The organism is Pseudalkalibacillus sp. R45 (genome assembly GCF_052246725.1).
Taxonomy (GTDB): domain Bacteria; phylum Bacillota; class Bacilli; order Bacillales; family Fictibacillaceae; genus Pseudalkalibacillus.
Map to the genome: position 1 here is coordinate 233341 of NZ_JBQQCL010000005.1, position 15111 is coordinate 248451.

General features: G+C 41.8%; 16 protein-coding genes. 1 reads left to right on the forward strand and 15 read right to left on the reverse strand.

All coding sequences use genetic code 11. The features are described from left to right. Positions 1 to 314: 314 nt before the first annotated feature. From ACTWQL_RS11895 to ACTWQL_RS11920, 6 genes are all read right to left on the reverse strand, one after another. Positions 315 to 539, reverse strand: coding sequence for a helix-turn-helix domain-containing protein (locus ACTWQL_RS11895; protein ID WP_221566329.1), 225 nt, complete (start codon positions 537 to 539; stop codon positions 315 to 317). 131 nt (positions 540 to 670) lie between these two features. Beyond that, the gene (locus tag ACTWQL_RS11900; RefSeq protein WP_443142655.1) at positions 671 to 1126 is read right to left on the reverse strand and encodes an acyl-CoA thioesterase; all 456 of its coding nucleotides are present in this window, start codon (positions 1124 to 1126) and stop codon (positions 671 to 673) included. Positions 1127 to 1386: 260 nt separating this feature from the next. Then, positions 1387 to 2148: a succinate dehydrogenase iron-sulfur subunit gene (sdhB, locus tag ACTWQL_RS11905; RefSeq protein ID WP_443142656.1), complete on the reverse strand. Its 762-nt coding sequence runs from the start codon at positions 2146 to 2148 to the stop codon at positions 1387 to 1389. Positions 2149 to 2153: 5 nt separating this feature from the next. Further along, positions 2154 to 3914: a succinate dehydrogenase flavoprotein subunit gene (sdhA, locus tag ACTWQL_RS11910; protein ID WP_443142657.1), complete on the reverse strand. Its 1761-nt coding sequence runs from the start codon at positions 3912 to 3914 to the stop codon at positions 2154 to 2156. 13 nt (positions 3915 to 3927) lie between these two features. Further along, the gene (locus ACTWQL_RS11915; RefSeq protein ID WP_443142658.1) at positions 3928 to 4578 is read right to left on the reverse strand and encodes a succinate dehydrogenase cytochrome b558 subunit; all 651 of its coding nucleotides are present in this window, start codon (positions 4576 to 4578) and stop codon (positions 3928 to 3930) included. A gap of 596 nt (positions 4579 to 5174) precedes the next feature. After that, positions 5175 to 5312, reverse strand: a complete 138-nt coding sequence (locus ACTWQL_RS11920) for a hypothetical protein (protein ID WP_443142659.1) — start codon at positions 5310 to 5312, stop codon at positions 5175 to 5177. Positions 5313 to 5415: 103 nt separating this feature from the next. Between ACTWQL_RS11920 and ACTWQL_RS11925 the strand changes: the two genes are divergently transcribed. Then, positions 5416 to 5889: a YslB family protein gene (locus ACTWQL_RS11925; protein ID WP_443142660.1), complete on the forward strand. Its 474-nt coding sequence runs from the start codon at positions 5416 to 5418 to the stop codon at positions 5887 to 5889. A gap of 242 nt (positions 5890 to 6131) precedes the next feature. On the opposite strand, the gene uvrC is transcribed toward ACTWQL_RS11925, so the two are convergent. The 9 genes from uvrC to ACTWQL_RS11970 all read right to left on the reverse strand — a co-directional run bounded on the left by uvrC (position 6132) and on the right by ACTWQL_RS11970 (position 15041). Further along, positions 6132 to 7925: an excinuclease ABC subunit UvrC gene (gene uvrC / locus ACTWQL_RS11930; RefSeq protein WP_443142661.1), complete on the reverse strand. Its 1794-nt coding sequence runs from the start codon at positions 7923 to 7925 to the stop codon at positions 6132 to 6134. 169 nt (positions 7926 to 8094) lie between these two features. Beyond that, on the reverse strand, positions 8095 to 8241 hold the full coding sequence (locus ACTWQL_RS11935) for a hypothetical protein (protein WP_443142662.1): 147 nt from the start codon (positions 8239 to 8241) through the stop codon (positions 8095 to 8097). 327 nt (positions 8242 to 8568) lie between these two features. Then, positions 8569 to 8883, reverse strand: a complete 315-nt coding sequence (trxA, locus tag ACTWQL_RS11940) for a thioredoxin (RefSeq protein ID WP_221566336.1) — start codon at positions 8881 to 8883, stop codon at positions 8569 to 8571. 333 nt (positions 8884 to 9216) lie between these two features. Continuing rightward, complete coding sequence (locus ACTWQL_RS11945) at positions 9217 to 10188, reverse strand: electron transfer flavoprotein subunit alpha/FixB family protein (protein ID WP_443142663.1); 972 nt, start codon at positions 10186 to 10188, stop codon at positions 9217 to 9219. 15 nt (positions 10189 to 10203) lie between these two features. Beyond that, on the reverse strand, positions 10204 to 10974 hold the full coding sequence (locus ACTWQL_RS11950; protein ID WP_443142664.1) for an electron transfer flavoprotein subunit beta/FixA family protein: 771 nt from the start codon (positions 10972 to 10974) through the stop codon (positions 10204 to 10206). Positions 10975 to 10992: 18 nt separating this feature from the next. After that, positions 10993 to 11766 (reverse strand): enoyl-CoA hydratase, encoded by a 774-nt coding sequence (locus ACTWQL_RS11955; protein ID WP_443142665.1) that lies wholly within the window; start codon positions 11764 to 11766, stop codon positions 10993 to 10995. A 13-nt stretch (positions 11767 to 11779) separates the two neighbouring features. Further along, on the reverse strand, positions 11780 to 12376 hold the full coding sequence (locus ACTWQL_RS11960) for a TetR/AcrR family transcriptional regulator (protein ID WP_443142666.1): 597 nt from the start codon (positions 12374 to 12376) through the stop codon (positions 11780 to 11782). Between the two features lie 515 nt (positions 12377 to 12891). Next, positions 12892 to 14580 (reverse strand): AMP-binding protein, encoded by a 1689-nt coding sequence (locus ACTWQL_RS11965; RefSeq protein ID WP_443142667.1) that lies wholly within the window; start codon positions 14578 to 14580, stop codon positions 12892 to 12894. Between the two features lie 296 nt (positions 14581 to 14876). Next, positions 14877 to 15041, reverse strand: coding sequence for a hypothetical protein (locus ACTWQL_RS11970; RefSeq protein ID WP_443142668.1), 165 nt, complete (start codon positions 15039 to 15041; stop codon positions 14877 to 14879). Positions 15042 to 15111: the final 70 nt, after the last annotated feature.

Sequence of the window (15111 nt, forward strand, 5' to 3'; positions counted from 1 at the left end):
CGACTAAAAACCACCACGTCCTGTGCAAGTGAGGAGGCTTTGTGATCGCCCGCGGAAAGCGAGCATCCTGGAGCAGAAATCAACGACTTTTAAAGAAAACTTGGCGAGACCAAGCCTTTTGTAGGTCGAGCCTTAGCTGCCCTTATACTGAAGAAAGTATTTTATACTTTCTTTAAGTGCAAGAGCAACAAAGTTTGCGAAACAGCCAAAAACAACACTCTTTACTAAAAAAAGTCTTTCCAAAAGAATTTATTAGCAAAATTTAAAAATGCAAAAAAAAAAAAGCGGCTTTCATTTTTGAAAGCCGCAAACCTCTAAATTTCCAACTCGCCAAGCCGCAATAGCTCGACGACTGCCTGGGAGCGCCCCTTGACACCTAGCTTCTGCATCGTATTGGAAATGTGATTCCGAACAGTTTTTTCACTTATAAAAAGTTGTTCAGCAATCTCCCTGGTCGTCTTGTCTTGAACAAGAAGTTCGAATACTTCTCTCTCCCTTTTTGTAAGTAGAGGCTTCGGTCGGTAGTGTTTATCTTTCAATGAATTTCACCCCTCCTTGCATGGGCTAACGAGCTGCGTTTCATGCAGAAAAGATATTTAGTCAACATATCATATGAAGGGATGAAATTGGTCGTGACTTGACATATTCAAAAATAATTGAAAAAAGAGGTTTATTTTTGCATATTCTTCATTCGATCAATCATACTAGCTGTCCATTTTTCAGGAGCGCCTTGATGTTTATCGATATGGACGATACGTCCCCGCCCTACCAAAACAGGGTTTCCTTCTGAATTCTCTGCTAAATAATGCAGATCGATCGAGGTAGTGCCAAAATAGGCGATCTTTACAAAGATTTTCAGCGTTTCATCAAAAAGAACTTGTTTCAGATAATTACATTGAAGATCCGCAACGACCGGGATTGTCTTAGTATTCGGTCTATTCCACTCTTGCATGAATCCGAGTTCCTTGAAAAGCTGGATTCGTGCATCCTCAAAATAAACAAATGGAATTGTATTATTCAAATGGTTGAATGGATCGACCTCAGAAAATCGGACCTCGACTGTGGTATAAAAGTGAAAACCCGTTCTCCAGTTCTCCCAATCCTGAATATAATCTATACCTTTCATATTTCCCCTCCGTGCTGATGTATTTAAAGAAAACTTGGTAAAGCCAAGCCTTAGGGCAGGCTGAGCCTTAGTTCCTCGAAAAAGCAATCGCTTTTCCTTCGTGCGGTGTATTGCTTCCGAAGCCACCTGCTTGTGCGCTTATATTAAAGAAAGTATGAATACTTTCTTTAAATGAAAAAATGAATACTCATTCATTTTTTGGTAATAAACGAGGACTGACGCTATTTGCCAGTCCTCGAATCGTTTAACGTAAACAACAATTATTGTGCATCGGATCCAAAGAAATTTCGGAAAGATTGCAATGATGTATCACGGTTCAATGCAGCAATTGAAGTCGTCAAAGGAATCCCTTTCGGACATGATTGTACACAGTTCTGAGAGTTCCCGCAATTTGCGAGTCCCCCATCGCCCATAAGTGAATTCAGTCGTTCTGCTTTATTCATTTCTCCAGTCGGATGTGCGTTGAACAAACGAACCTGAGAAAGTGCAGCAGGACCTATGAACTCAGATTTATCATTGACATTCGGACATGCTTCCAAACAAACCCCACATGTCATACATTTTGACAATTCATATGCCCATTGACGCTTGCTTTCCGGCATACGAGGTCCAGGTCCAAGATCGTATGTGCCATCGATCGGGATCCAAGCTTTCACTTTTTTCAACGCGTCGAACATGCGGCTGCGGTCGACTTGAAGGTCACGCACTACCGGGAAAGTTGCCATCGGCTCTAGACGGATCGGCTGTTCCAATTGGTCGACCAGTGCGGTACAAGATTGACGCGGTTTACCGTTGATCACCATAGAACAAGCTCCACATACTTCTTCAAGACATCCCATTTCCCATGTCACTGGTGTCGTGTTTTCACCTTTACTATTCACAGGATTCCGGCGGATTTCCATTAAAGCTGAAATCACATTCATGTTCGCACGATAAGGGATCTCGAATTTTTCATCATAAGCTGCAGAATCAGGGTTATCCTGACGCTTGATAATAAATTGAATCATTTTTCCTTCAGCCATGATTATTATTTATCTCCCTTCTTCTTAGAGTAGTCACGCTTACGTGGTTCGATGAGAGAAGTATCAACCTCTTCATATTCGAAGTCTGGACCGTTCTTCTCTGGATTGAAGATAGCTTTCGTCGTCTTCAACCATTCTTCATCGTTACGGTCAGGGAAATCAGGCTTAAAATGAGCCCCACGACTTTCATTACGGTTCAATGCACCAAGAGTGATTACCCGGGCTAATTGAAGCATGTGCCATAATTGACGCGTAAATGAAACACCCTGATTGCTCCACTTCGACGTATCATTGATGTTGATATCCTTATAACGCTCCATCAACTCAACAATTTTATCGTCTGTCTCTTTCAACTTATCATTGTAACGGACAACCGTCACGTTATCTGTCATCCATTCACCAAGGTCTTTATGAAGCTGATACGCATTTTCTGTACCATCCATTTTCATGATTTGATCAAGGTGATCGGTCTCTTTCTTAACTTGACGCTCGTAAACTTCCTCAGGAATATCCTCGATTGTCTTTTCAAGACCCATAACATATTCTGCAGCCTTAGGACCTGCAACCATACCACCGAAAATGGAGGATAGAAGCGAGTTAGCTCCTAAGCGGTTTGCCCCATGCTGAGAATAATCACATTCACCTGCAGCAAAGAGACCAGGGATATTCGTCATTTGATCGAAATCAACCCACATACCACCCATTGAATAGTGGACCGCAGGGAAGATTTTCATTGGAACTTTACGAGGGTCATCACCCATGAACTTCTCATAGATTTCAATGATCCCACCAAGTTTAATATCAAGTTCTTTTGGATCCTTGTGTGAAAGATCGAGGTAAACCATGTTCTCACCGTTGATGCCTAGCTTTTGTCGAACACAGACATCAAAGATTTCCCGTGTTGCAATATCACGCGGTACCAGGTTTCCATATGCAGGATATTTTTCCTCAAGGAAATACCAAGGTTTACCGTCTTTATATGTCCAGACCCGTCCACCTTCACCACGAGCAGATTCACTCATAAGACGGAGTTTATCGTCTCCCGGAATCGCTGTAGGATGAATTTGGATGAACTCACCATTTGCATAATGAACACCCTGTTGATATAGAGCCGAAGCTGCTGAACCAGTATTGATGACGGAGTTCGTCGACTTACCGAAAATCACACCAGGTCCACCAGTAGCCATGATGACTGCATCAGCTTTGAAGCTTTGAATTTCAGAAGTCTTCAAGTTTTGCGCAACGATTCCCCGACATACATTTTCATCATCTAGAACCGCTGATTGGAAGTCCCAACCTTCATACTTCGTTACAAGCCCTTGTACTTCATAACGACGGACCTGCTCATCAAGCGCATATAGTAATTGCTGTCCTGTGGTAGCACCAGCAAATGCTGTACGATGGTGCTGTGTACCGCCGAATCGACGGAAATCCAATAACCCTTCAGGTGTACGGTTGAACATGACACCCATACGATCTAATAGATGGATGATACCAGGTGCGGCATCACACATTGCTTTTACAGGAGGTTGGTTTGCAAGAAAGTCCCCACCATAAACTGTGTCATCAAAATGTTCCCAAGGAGAGTCTCCCTCACCCTTTGTATTTACTGCTCCGTTTATTCCGCCTTGTGCACAAACGGAGTGAGAACGTTTAACAGGCACGAGTGAGAACAAGTCAACGTGTGTTCCTGCTTCAGCGGATTTGATAGCAGCCATCAAGCCGGCTAGTCCTCCGCCTACAATTATGATATTACCTTTGCTCATCGTGACTCACTCCTTATAGAATTGGTAGGTTTGATGCAAAAGCAAACCATTCTGGATTTACAAATGCAAAAATGGATCGTATTCCAATGATTGAAACTGCAAAGAAAATTCCGATTGTTACATACGTTGCAATCTTTTGGGAACGTGGCGATTGGACAATTCCCCAGCTTACAAGGAAGGACCAAAGTCCGTTCGAGAAGTGGAAAATCGTTGAAATTACGCCAACAATATAAAATCCAATCATGAAAGGATTATCAAGAATCTCTTCCATCATTGAAAAGTTTACTTTCGCCCCAAAGGCAGCTTGTACACGTGTTTCCCATACGTGCCAAGAAATGAAAATAAGCGTGATAATCCCTGTTACACGCTGCAACAGGAACATCCAGTTACGGAAGTACCCGTAGCGGCTTACGTTGTTACGAGCTTGGAACGTTATGTACAATCCGAAAACAGCATGGAAAATGATCGGTAAAAAGATGATGAAAATTTCAAGGAAATAACGGAATGGAAGTGTCTCCATAAAGTGTGCTGCAGCATCGAATGATTCACGACCTCTTGTCGCGAAATGGTTTACTGTCAAGTGTTGAATCAGATATAAACCAATTGGTATAACACCAAGTAACGAATGTAGTCTTCTTAAAGCAAAATCTCTAGTGTCAGCCATGTCTGTGCCCCCTTCTAAATAAGTGTTGCCGCTGCAAAATCAATACATTTTTGAAAAACCGATCATACGTTCAGAAATACTGTTATCCGAAGACAAGCTCCGACAAGAATTGATAACATGTCTATTGTACTCCCATCAAATAGGACCGTCAAGAAAACGAATACATCCGATTTTAGAAATATCTAGAAGGTGAAAACCTATTGCTTATCACTTTGAATGTTCGTTCAAAATAATAGTAATTCGCTCCTTTTCCGTAGGTTTATGATAGGCTGAAGCGACCCGTGTATTTATTCAATGCTCACTGGAAAACTCACTAGGTGGCTCGAACCAAACAAAGACTTGGTTTTGCATGGCCTCACATTTAACGTGTAAAACACAATGTTTTACCGCTGGAAGAAGTTCAAGTGATCCAAGCTACTGATCGATAAGTTAGACAACTTACTTCTATCTCTTAGCCTACTTTTGCTCGTTCACCCATGCACTTACCCGTTAACGGACACAGGAGACCTTATTTGACCAAAACAATAGGATTTTACTACCTTAACGGACACCAGGGACCTTATTTTGCAAATATCATAGAAAATCAGCTGCTTTTTTCACAAATAACGGCTCTGGTGTCCGTTACCTGAAAAACATGCTGCTTGAACCCACCTGCCTCCATTATCCCGCATGAGTGTTGCAAATTTCGTTTCTAGTTTTCCTAAAGAGACATCTTCATTTTCGAGACCGTCCATTAAAACTATTTAGCCTAAAACATTGAAAGATAAAGTCGCCCTTTGTCATTCATCTTAAAGATAGTATAATAAAATAATATGAGTGAAGGAGAGGGGAATACAGATGAAAAAAGACAATGATGTCCTTCCAGAACCGACGAACGAAACAGAGGGTTACTTATTCGGATATGAATTGATGAGGGATGTACTGCTGCCGGAATTATTAGGTAATGAAGATCATAGTCTCCTATACTGGGCAGGGCGGACACTTGCACGCAAATATCCTATGGACACTACTGAGGAATTGATACAATTTTTTGCTGCAGCCAACTTTGGAGAACTTCAATTAAAAGAAGAAACTTCCAAAACGATCACATTCGAGTTAAGCTCAAATCGGATCTCAGAATTGTTGAGAAAACGAATGCACGAAGGATTCCAACTCGAAGCAGGTTTCTTAGCCGAGCATATCCAAAGGCAAAAAGAAAGAGTCACTGAATCTTTTGAGGAGATTAAAAGAGGGAAAGAAGATAAAATCATTTTCACTGTACAATGGGACCGTAAAGATGAAATCTCAGACACGAATGTGTCAGAAGTTTAGTTGAATAAGAGAAGATACATATAAATGAGGCTGTCCAATAAGTGTCTAAACCTCTCCGTACTTAACAACATTTGGGGAAGATACAAAAATGTTGTGTTGGAGGTAGCTGACACTTTTTACTTTGGACAGCCTCATCTTTTTGCTTTCATCCATCTTCGCAGGAACTTTTTCGAATAGCGGACTATTCTTGTAATCAGTAGAGCAAATTTGTGCAATGGTTGTTTAAATCATCAAAAATCTACCTATTCTTCTTCCTTCCTCGATTGCTCAGTAAAATAAGAAACAATCGTTTCAGCCACTGATGCAGGGATTTTCGCTTCTCTCAATTCGTCAACAGACGCTTGCTTGATCTTTTTAAAGGAACCAAAATGTTTCAATAAAGCTTTACGTCGCTTTTCTCCGATTCCCGGGACCTTGTCCAAGCTTGACTGAACCATCCCCTTCTCTCGAATTTGGCGATGGAAGGTAATCGCAAATCGGTGAACCTCGTCTTGAATCCTTTGCAGCAGATAGAATTCTTGACTGTTTCTAGCAAGTGGAACCACCTGTGGTGGATCTCCAATCATCAATTGGGCTGTATTATGCTTGTCATCTTTTACAAGTCCACAAACCGGAATTGATAAACCTAGTTCATTATCAAGGACATCAATGGCGGCACTGATCTGGCCTTTACCTCCGTCGATGATGATAAGATCTGGGAGTGGTAAACCTTCTTTTAGAACCCGCGAGTATCTTCTTCTTGTTACTTCTTTCATCGATGCATAATCATCAGGACCTTCAACGGTTTTGATTTTATACTTCCGATATTGCTTTTTGTTCGGTTTTCCGTCTGAAAAAACAACCATTGCAGAAACAGGATTTGTTCCTTGGATATTGGAGTTATCGAACGCTTCAATCACATGCGGGGTTGCTATTCCTAGATGTTTCCCGAGCTCTTCAACTGCTTTAATCGACCGTTCTTCATCCCTTTCAATCAACTCGAACTTTTCACTCAATGCAATCTGGGCATTTTTCGTTGCAAGATTCACCAGATCCTTTTTTTTACCACGCTGAGGCTGGGAAACCGGAATATCTAAAAGTTCTTCTAACAAATGATGTTCCACATGTTTCGGGACTAAAATCTCTTTTGGAATGATGTGGTCCTTTTGCAAATAAAACTGTCCTACAAAAGATAAAAATTCTTCTTCAGAATCACCATAAACCGGAAAAAGCGAGACGTCACGTTCGATCAACTTTCCCTGGCGGACGAAGAATACCTGGATACACATCCAGCCTTTATCGACATGATATCCGAAAACATCCCGGTCCTTTTGATCGGTATGGACCATTTTCTGTTGTTCCATCACCGACTCGATATGCCGAATTTGGTCCCTAAGTTCTTTCGCCCGCTCAAACTCGAGCTTTTCAGCAGCATCTTCCATCTTTCTTTGCAAATCTCGTTTCACTTCTTTATGCCCACCGTTAAGAAAGCGGTAAATTCCTTCGACCATTTCACGGTTCTGTTCTTCAGTTACCTCATATACGCACGGGGCAAGGCATTGACCCATGTGATAATACAGACAGACACGATCAGGCAGCGTCTTGCATTTTCTTAACGGATAAATCCGATCAAGGAGCTTTTTCGTCTCATTAGCTGCATACGCGTTTGGATAAGGGCCGAAATATCTTCCCGATCCTTTTTTCACTTTTCGGGTTGTAATCAATCTGGGTTGTTTTTCATTGGTCACTTTAATGTATGGATAGCTCTTATCATCCTTCAACATAACATTGTAGCGTGGGTCATGTTTTTTGATCAGGTTCATCTCAAGAACAAGGGCCTCTAAATCGGAGGTAGTGACGATATATTCAAAATCATGGATCTCCAGAACAAGTCGTTGTGTTTTCCCATCATGGGACCCAGAAAAATAAGACCGGACTCGGTTGCGTAAATTTTTTGCTTTTCCTACATATATGATTGTGCCGTTTCGATCCTTCATCAAATAACAACCGGGTTGATCCGGAAGGACTGACAGTTTCTGTTTCAACTGTTGAAGCATATTTCAAACCTCCTTAAGGAGTGACATTTATATGTATAGCAATATTAAACAGTTTGTTGTTTTTGGGATGAGTAGGGAACTTAGCAAAGCCAAGCTTTGGTGCAGGCTGAGGCTTAACTGCTCTTAGTTATACTTTAAGGCTCTTTTCTTAAAAATTGTTGCTTTTGGGTCATTTTGTTAATGAATCACCTTGTGCAAGTTGATTGGAGAGCAAGGTGCGAGACTCCTCGAAAATGAAAATCGTATTTTCTTCGTGCGATTTAACGCTTCCGAAGCTTTCCTTTTCCTGCGGATGGGGGCAGGTGAGACCATTCAATGTCGCAGGGCGACGAATGGGCTCACCGCACGCCCCGCGGAAAGCGAGTATCCTGGAGCGGAAATCAACGACTTTTAAAGAAAACTTGGCGAGACCAAGCCTTTTGTAGGTCGAGCCTTAGCTGCCCTTATACTGAAGAAAGTATTTTATACTTTCTTTAAGTGCAAGAGCAACAAAGTTTGCGAAAACGGCCTAAATTAATAAGTTAACAAAGCTTGATCATAAATTGATTGTATCATCATCGAACATTTAATGGAAAAAAGTCACACTCGGAGCGTGAAAAAGAGGCTGACCCTTTAAGGAATCAGCCCCTGTTGATTACAAGTTTTATTGGTGCTTATTGATAAGGTCGACGAGTGCTTCTTTCGGTTGGAAACCGACAACTTGATCGACGACTTCACCATTTTTGAAAAGCATCAATGTCGGGATACTCATTACACCGAACTTTCCTGCCGTTTCCTGGTTTTCATCTACATCAAGCTTAACGATTTTAACACTATCGCTCATTTCGCTATCAATCTCTTCCAATACTGGTGCAATCATTTTACAAGGCCCGCACCAAGGTGCCCAAAAGTCAGCTAATACAAGACCTTCACTTGTTTCTGAAGTAAAGTTTTGGTCAGTTGCTTTCACGATTGCCATATTCATGCCTCCTCATCATTTCGCTTACAATGCAAAGTATATCACCTTACAAAAAAACTTCCTAATAATTTGTTTTCACTTGTAGCATACCCGATTTTTCAAAACTCACACACTATTTTCGCTAGCAAATCCAGCTTATTTGCAAAGGCTCTGTTCGTTATTATTGTTGATTTCTAGATCAACAAACTCCTTTCACAGAGCATTATAAAATAGGATAGACTCATCTGGTGCCGCTCACTCTATCGTATACTTTTACAAGTATTGATGTGAGAAGTGAGCACTCCGGATGAGTCATTCTTAAGATTCTTGTATTCTTTTATAATCAATCCCTTATTAGACGAGTACCTTCTTGAATTCTTCTGTCAGTTTTGGTACTACTTCGAAAAGGTCCCCCACGATCCCGTAGTCAGCTACATTGAAGATATTCGCTTCTGGATCCTTGTTTATCGCTACGATGATCTTTGAATTGGACATACCAGCCAAGTGCTGGATCGCTCCAGAAATACCACAAGCGATATAAAGATCCGGTGTAACGACTTTACCAGTCTGCCCAATTTGCAGACCGTAGTCGCAATACTCAGCGTCACATGCACCACGTGATGCACCGACTGCGGCCCCGAGGACTTCTGCAAGTTCTTCCAATGGTCCGAAACCGTCTGCAGATTTCACTCCACGTCCCCCAGCTACGATGACTTTCGCTTCGGAAAGGTCGACACCATCTGTCGTCTTCTTAACGATTTCTTTGACAATCGTACGTAGATCCTTGATCGTCACATCCACGTTTGTCACGTCTCCTGAACGGCTTTCATCTTTATCAAGGGCTGCAATATTGTTTGGACGGATTGTTACAAACAATACACCATCAGTGATGATTTTCTTCTCAAACGCTTTTCCAGAGTAGATCGGACGTGTATAAATAAGGTTTCCACCTGTATTTTCGATTCCAGTGATATCTGATACAAGTCCAGATTCAAGTTTAGCGGCCAGACGCGGGGATAAATCTTTCCCCATTGCCGTATGACCGAAGACGATTCCTTCAGGGTTCTCTTGCTCAATCACCTGCACAAGTGCTTGAGAGTATCCGTCAGTTGTATATGCTTTCAATTTTTCGTCTTCCACTACCAACACACGGTCTGCTCCATAATGGATCATGCTATTCGCTAATCCGCTGACAGATTCACCGCATAGGACGCCGACGATTTCTCCGCCTTCAGAGATCTCTTTTGCTGCTGCGATTGCTTCATATGATACGTTCCGTAGTTCTCCGTCTCTGACTTCTCCTAAAACTAATACTTTTTTAGCCATGGTTCCTCTCCCCTTCTATATCACTTTTGCTTCTGATCGTAACAATGACACTAGCTCTTTCACTTGATCGTCTACTTCACCTTCAAGGACTTTTCCGGCTTGTTTTTCAGGCGGCAAGTAAACTTCGAGTGTTCTTGTCTTCCCTTCAACATCATCCTCATCTAGATCTAGATCATCCAGCTCGAGCTCTTCAAGAGGCTTTTTCTTTGCTTTCATGATTCCTGGAAGTGATGGATAACGCGGCTCGTTCAATCCTTGTTGGGCAGTGGCAAGAACCGGTAAAGACGTTTCAATCACTTCTACGTCTCCTTCTACATCACGCTCAATCGTTACAGTCGTACCATCAACTTCTAATTTCGTAATCGTCGTGACATGCGGGATATCCAATAGCTCCGCCAAACGTGGACCGACTTGTCCAGATGCACCGTCAATCGCGACATTACCACCTAGAATGATATCCACTTCTTTATCTTCGAAATAAGCAGCAAGAATCTTTGCAGTTGAATATTGATCCCCGTCTTCTACATCTTCATCATCGATCAATACAGCTTTATCTGCACCCATCGCTAGAGCTGTACGGAGTTGTTTATCGCTTTCTTCTTCTCCGACAGTAACGACAGTGACTTCTCCACCATGTTCATCACGCAATTTGATTGCTTCTTCTACGGCATATTCATCATATGGATTAATGATGAATTCAACACCATCTTCACTGATCTTACCGTTTTCAATCGCAATCTTTTCTTCCGTATCGAATGTGCGTTTTAAAATCACATAAATATTCATTATTCTTCCCCTCCAGTATTAACGGTCTTTAAATTCTGGTTTGCGTTTTTCTATAAAAGCTTGAATGCCCTCTTGTCCATCATGAGAGGCAAATGCTTTACCGAAGAATTCAGTTTCTTTTTTTGCTCCAGCTTCATATTCACCTTTTCGCGCATAATCTACGAGTTTCAATGCTAAATCTACAGAAACAGCACTTTTTCCCGCAGCTTTTTCAGCTATCCCATAGGCTTTATCCAAGAGATCATCATCTGAAACGACGTGATTCGCCAGGCCCAGACGATGTGCTTCGATACCTGATATCGGTTCACTTGTCAAAAGCATTTCAGTCGCCTTAGCAGCTCCGACATAATGCGGAAGTCGTTGCGATCCGGCAAATCCTGGTACTAATCCAAGTTGTAGTTCCGGTAATCCTAATTTTGTATTTTCTGTCACAATACGCATGTGGCATGACATCGCCAGTTCAAGGCCACCGCCAAGTGCGGCACCGTGTACAGCAGCTATGACAGGTTTCGAAAATTGTTCGATCCGATCAAACACCTGTTGTCCGAAAGCACCGAGTTCAGAGAATCCATCCGCATCTTCTACGGTCGTAAATTCCTTAATATCTGCACCTGCTGAAAAGAATCTTCCTTCCCCGCGGATGACGATCGCTTTAACGTCTGTATCCGCTTCCAATTCATCAAAAACGGAATTCAGTTCTTTGATCATCGGGGAACAAAGTGCATTGGCGGGTGCGTGTTGCAATAAAATCGTGCAAATGTGGTTTTCCTTCGAATAGGATAAATACTCCAAAATCTCTCCTCCTCTAACTTGATCTATAACGAAAGCCATTAATCAATAAATCGTGGACTGGTTTTGCAAGCGCTGTCAAATCAAACCGATGATCATTCATTACCCAGCTTGTAGTCGTTTCATCTATGGTACCGAAGATCATCTGCCTGACGATTCGGATATCAAGATCAGGATGGAAAACCTTCTCCTCGATCCCTTCATAGATGAGCGAATCGACAAGTTCAAGGTACCTTTTGAGTACTTCACCGATTTTAGCCCGCAGTTCGCGATTCGTCTGACGGAGCTCCAGCTGTGTGACGATTGCAAGTTCATGGTCCACAGATAGCTGCTTGAAGTGCATTTCAATCAATGTTAACAGCTTATCTTCAACAGAATGCTTTTGTTCAATTTCATCTATTGTCGTGTCGATAAAACGCCCCATCTTTTCACGGAACAAAGAGATAAGGAGATCCTCTTTGTTTTTGAAATATAGATAGATGGTTCCATCGGCCACACCAGCTTCACGTGCGATCTTCGAAATCTGCGATTGGTGATAGCCATGTTTTGCTATGACCGTTACAGCTGCATCAATAATCTTTTCATATTTTGGCCCTTTTCGTTTTACGGTCATCTGTTTTACCTCCACAAAAAGAAAAACTTGGCAAAAGCCGAGCCAATGGTGACGGCTAAGCCATAGTTGCCCTTTATACTTGAAGAAAGGATTGATATTTCTTCAAGTGATCAAAAATGAATGAACATTCACTCGGGTTAATTGTACTGTAATTGAAGGTAAAAAGTCAATGAATCTTTCGTATTTTTCAGAATTTTACGCATCCAGTTTCAAGTATACATTTAAGTGTTTAGGATGGCAAAAATTTTCTGTCCGAAGTAAAAGGTTTGAGCTTTTAAGCACGTTTATAAATGATCATACTGATTTTCTTACTATTTTCCTTCAAAAACACTGTACTGACCGAAATATCCAATTTTAAACAGTCAAATGGATCATTAGCTCTACAACTCAGGACGAAACGCTACAATTTTGAAATTATCAAATTATCTCTACAACTTCAAAATTATCTCCACAACGTCAAAATTATCTCCATACATAAAAAAGACCCCACCGGAGTGAGGCCCACTAACGTATCATCATGCATTCTGTTTTTGCTTCATTTTTTCTTTTTCTTCTTCCACTAGTACTCTGCGAAGTACTTTACCAACCATTGTCTTCGGCAGTTCTTCTCTGAATTCGTAAAGGTGCGGTACTTTAAAAGAAGCCAGGTGTTTTCTGCAATGTTCATCCAGTTCTTCCTCGGTACAAGTTGTGTTATCCTTCAAAACTACGAAAGCCTTTACCGTTTCTCCACGGTATGGATCAGGCACTCCTATGACGGTAGTTTCCAATACTTTCGGATGTTCAAAAAGGATCTCTTCAATTTCCCGAGGATAAATATTGAAACCACCTGCGATGATCATATCCTTTTTCCGATCAACGATATAAAAGTATCCGTTTTCATCCATGTATCCCATATCACCGGTTAAAAGCCAGCCTTCGTGGAAGGTCGAAGCAGTCTCTTCCGGATGGTTCCAGTAGCCTTTCATCACTTGAGGACCTTTGATCATCAGCTCGCCTACTTCATTCACCTCGGCAATCGTACCCGATTCCGCTGACAAAATCGCAACTTCGGTATTCGGCCACGGGACGCCAATACTACCTTTCATACGTTTATCATAAAGGAAGTTCGCATGCGTGACCGGTGAAGCTTCTGTTAATCCGTATCCTTCTACAAGATTTCCTCCTGTAAGGGACTCAAACTTCTCTTGAACCTCTACAGGCAGTGGTGCTGATCCACTGATACAACTTGCAATTGAGGACAAATCAAAAGACTTGATATTCGGATCATTCAATAATGCGATGTACATCGTCGGTGCGCCTGGAAACATCGTCGGCTTATGCTTTCCAATCGCTTTCAATACTTGTTTCGGATCAAACCTAGGGAGAATGATCATTTCTGACAAGTACATGATCGAAAAGTTCATTACACAAGTCATTCCATAAACATGGAAAAACGGTAGTGCACCAAGGATTTTCTCTTCACCATAGTTGGCCTTATACATCCAAGAGCGACATTGGATCGTGTTTGCGACGAGGTTGTAATGCGTCAGCATGACACCCTTTGCAGGTCCGGTTGTTCCCCCTGTATACTGCAACAGTGCAAGATCTTCCATCGGATCGATTTCAAGCTCAATCGGTTGTGCAGACGCTTCATCAAGCAGCTTTTTGAAAGCATGGATTTTATCATTGTAGGTTACATTGACAACGATATTGGTCTGCCTCTTCTGGACGAATGGATAGATGAGATTCTTTGGGAACGGAAGGTAATCCTTCACACCTGTCACAATCACATTTGTCAATTCCGTGCGGCTTTTGACCGCCTCCACTCTCGGAAACAACAGATCCAAACAGATGATCATTTTAGATCCAGAGTCGACCAATTGATGCTCCAGTTCCCGCTCCGTATACAGCGGATTCGTCTGCACGACTATCCCGCCTGCCATCAATATTCCATAATAACTGATGACGGATTGCGGGGAATTTGGCAGCATGATCGCTACCCTGTCACCTTCCCGTATGCCGAGTGAACGTAATTGGTTTGCCATTTTCAGAGAACTTTCATACACTTCGCCATACGTCATCCTTTTGCCTAAAAACTCCAACGCAGGTTTTTCTGAATGCTTGCTTGCGGCATCCTCCAGATAAAATTGCAACGGCTTCTCGTCAATTTCGACTTCATGAGGGATTTCTTCGGGATATTGCTGTAACCATTTTTTCTCCACCTTAATCTCCTCCTCTTATACCGCTCCTTTCCATTAAAAACTCACTCTCTACCACCATTATAATGAAAACGGATTCAATTTTACATATATTTAGAATATTTTTTCACTTAAACAATTTTCCAATTCGTTGATTTACAGCCGTTGTAAACCATTCCCCCTGATTTAAATATATGAAAAATGTCGATGAAAAAGACCTTACCGGGCACAAATCCTTAGTAAGGTCTTCTCAGAAAATGTAAATAGTATTTTGTAATGTTTTTAAAAAAGCTCTTTTCTTAACGATTGTTGCTTTTGGGTCATTTTGGTAATGAACCACCTTGTGCAAGTTGATTGGAGAGGAAGGTGCGGGACTCCTCGAATATGAAAATCGCATTTTCTTCGTGCGATGTAACGTTGCCGAAGCCTTCCTTGTCCTGCGGGATCAGCGTGCCTACTACCTGAATAATCTCCTCGCAAGGCATGCGACGAGGAAGCTCGCTTCGACAGGACTTTCTTGTAGACGCAGGAGCACAAATGCTTCCTTGAAAAGGA

Bases quoted from the DNA above. Each gene is read 5' to 3' on its own strand.
- ACTWQL_RS11915 (WP_443142658.1), bottom strand. From the start codon at position 4,578: ATGGCTGACACTAGAGATTTTGCTTTAAGAAGACTACATTCGTTACTT.
- uvrC (WP_443142661.1), bottom strand. From the start codon at position 7,925: ATGCTTCAACAGTTGAAACAGAAACTGTCAGTCCTTCCGGATCAACCC.
- ACTWQL_RS11900 (WP_443142655.1), bottom strand. From the start codon at position 1,126: ATGAAAGGTATAGATTATATTCAGGATTGGGAGAACTGGAGAACGGGT.
- trxA (WP_221566336.1), bottom strand. From the start codon at position 8,883: ATGGCAATCGTGAAAGCAACTGACCAAAACTTTACTTCAGAAACAAGT.
- sdhA (WP_443142657.1), bottom strand. From the start codon at position 3,914: ATGAGCAAAGGTAATATCATAATTGTAGGCGGAGGACTAGCCGGCTTG.
- ACTWQL_RS11970 (WP_443142668.1), bottom strand. From the start codon at position 15,041: ATGCCTTGCGAGGAGATTATTCAGGTAGTAGGCACGCTGATCCCGCAG.
- ACTWQL_RS11945 (WP_443142663.1), bottom strand. From the start codon at position 10,188: ATGGCTAAAAAAGTATTAGTTTTAGGAGAAGTCAGAGACGGAGAACTA.
- ACTWQL_RS11925 (WP_443142660.1), top strand. From the start codon at position 5,416: ATGAAAAAAGACAATGATGTCCTTCCAGAACCGACGAACGAAACAGAG.
- ACTWQL_RS11920 (WP_443142659.1), bottom strand. From the start codon at position 5,312: ATGGACGGTCTCGAAAATGAAGATGTCTCTTTAGGAAAACTAGAAACG.
- sdhB (WP_443142656.1), bottom strand. From the start codon at position 2,148: ATGGCTGAAGGAAAAATGATTCAATTTATTATCAAGCGTCAGGATAAC.
- ACTWQL_RS11960 (WP_443142666.1), bottom strand. From the start codon at position 12,376: ATGACCGTAAAACGAAAAGGGCCAAAATATGAAAAGATTATTGATGCA.
- ACTWQL_RS11950 (WP_443142664.1), bottom strand. From the start codon at position 10,974: ATGAATATTTATGTGATTTTAAAACGCACATTCGATACGGAAGAAAAG.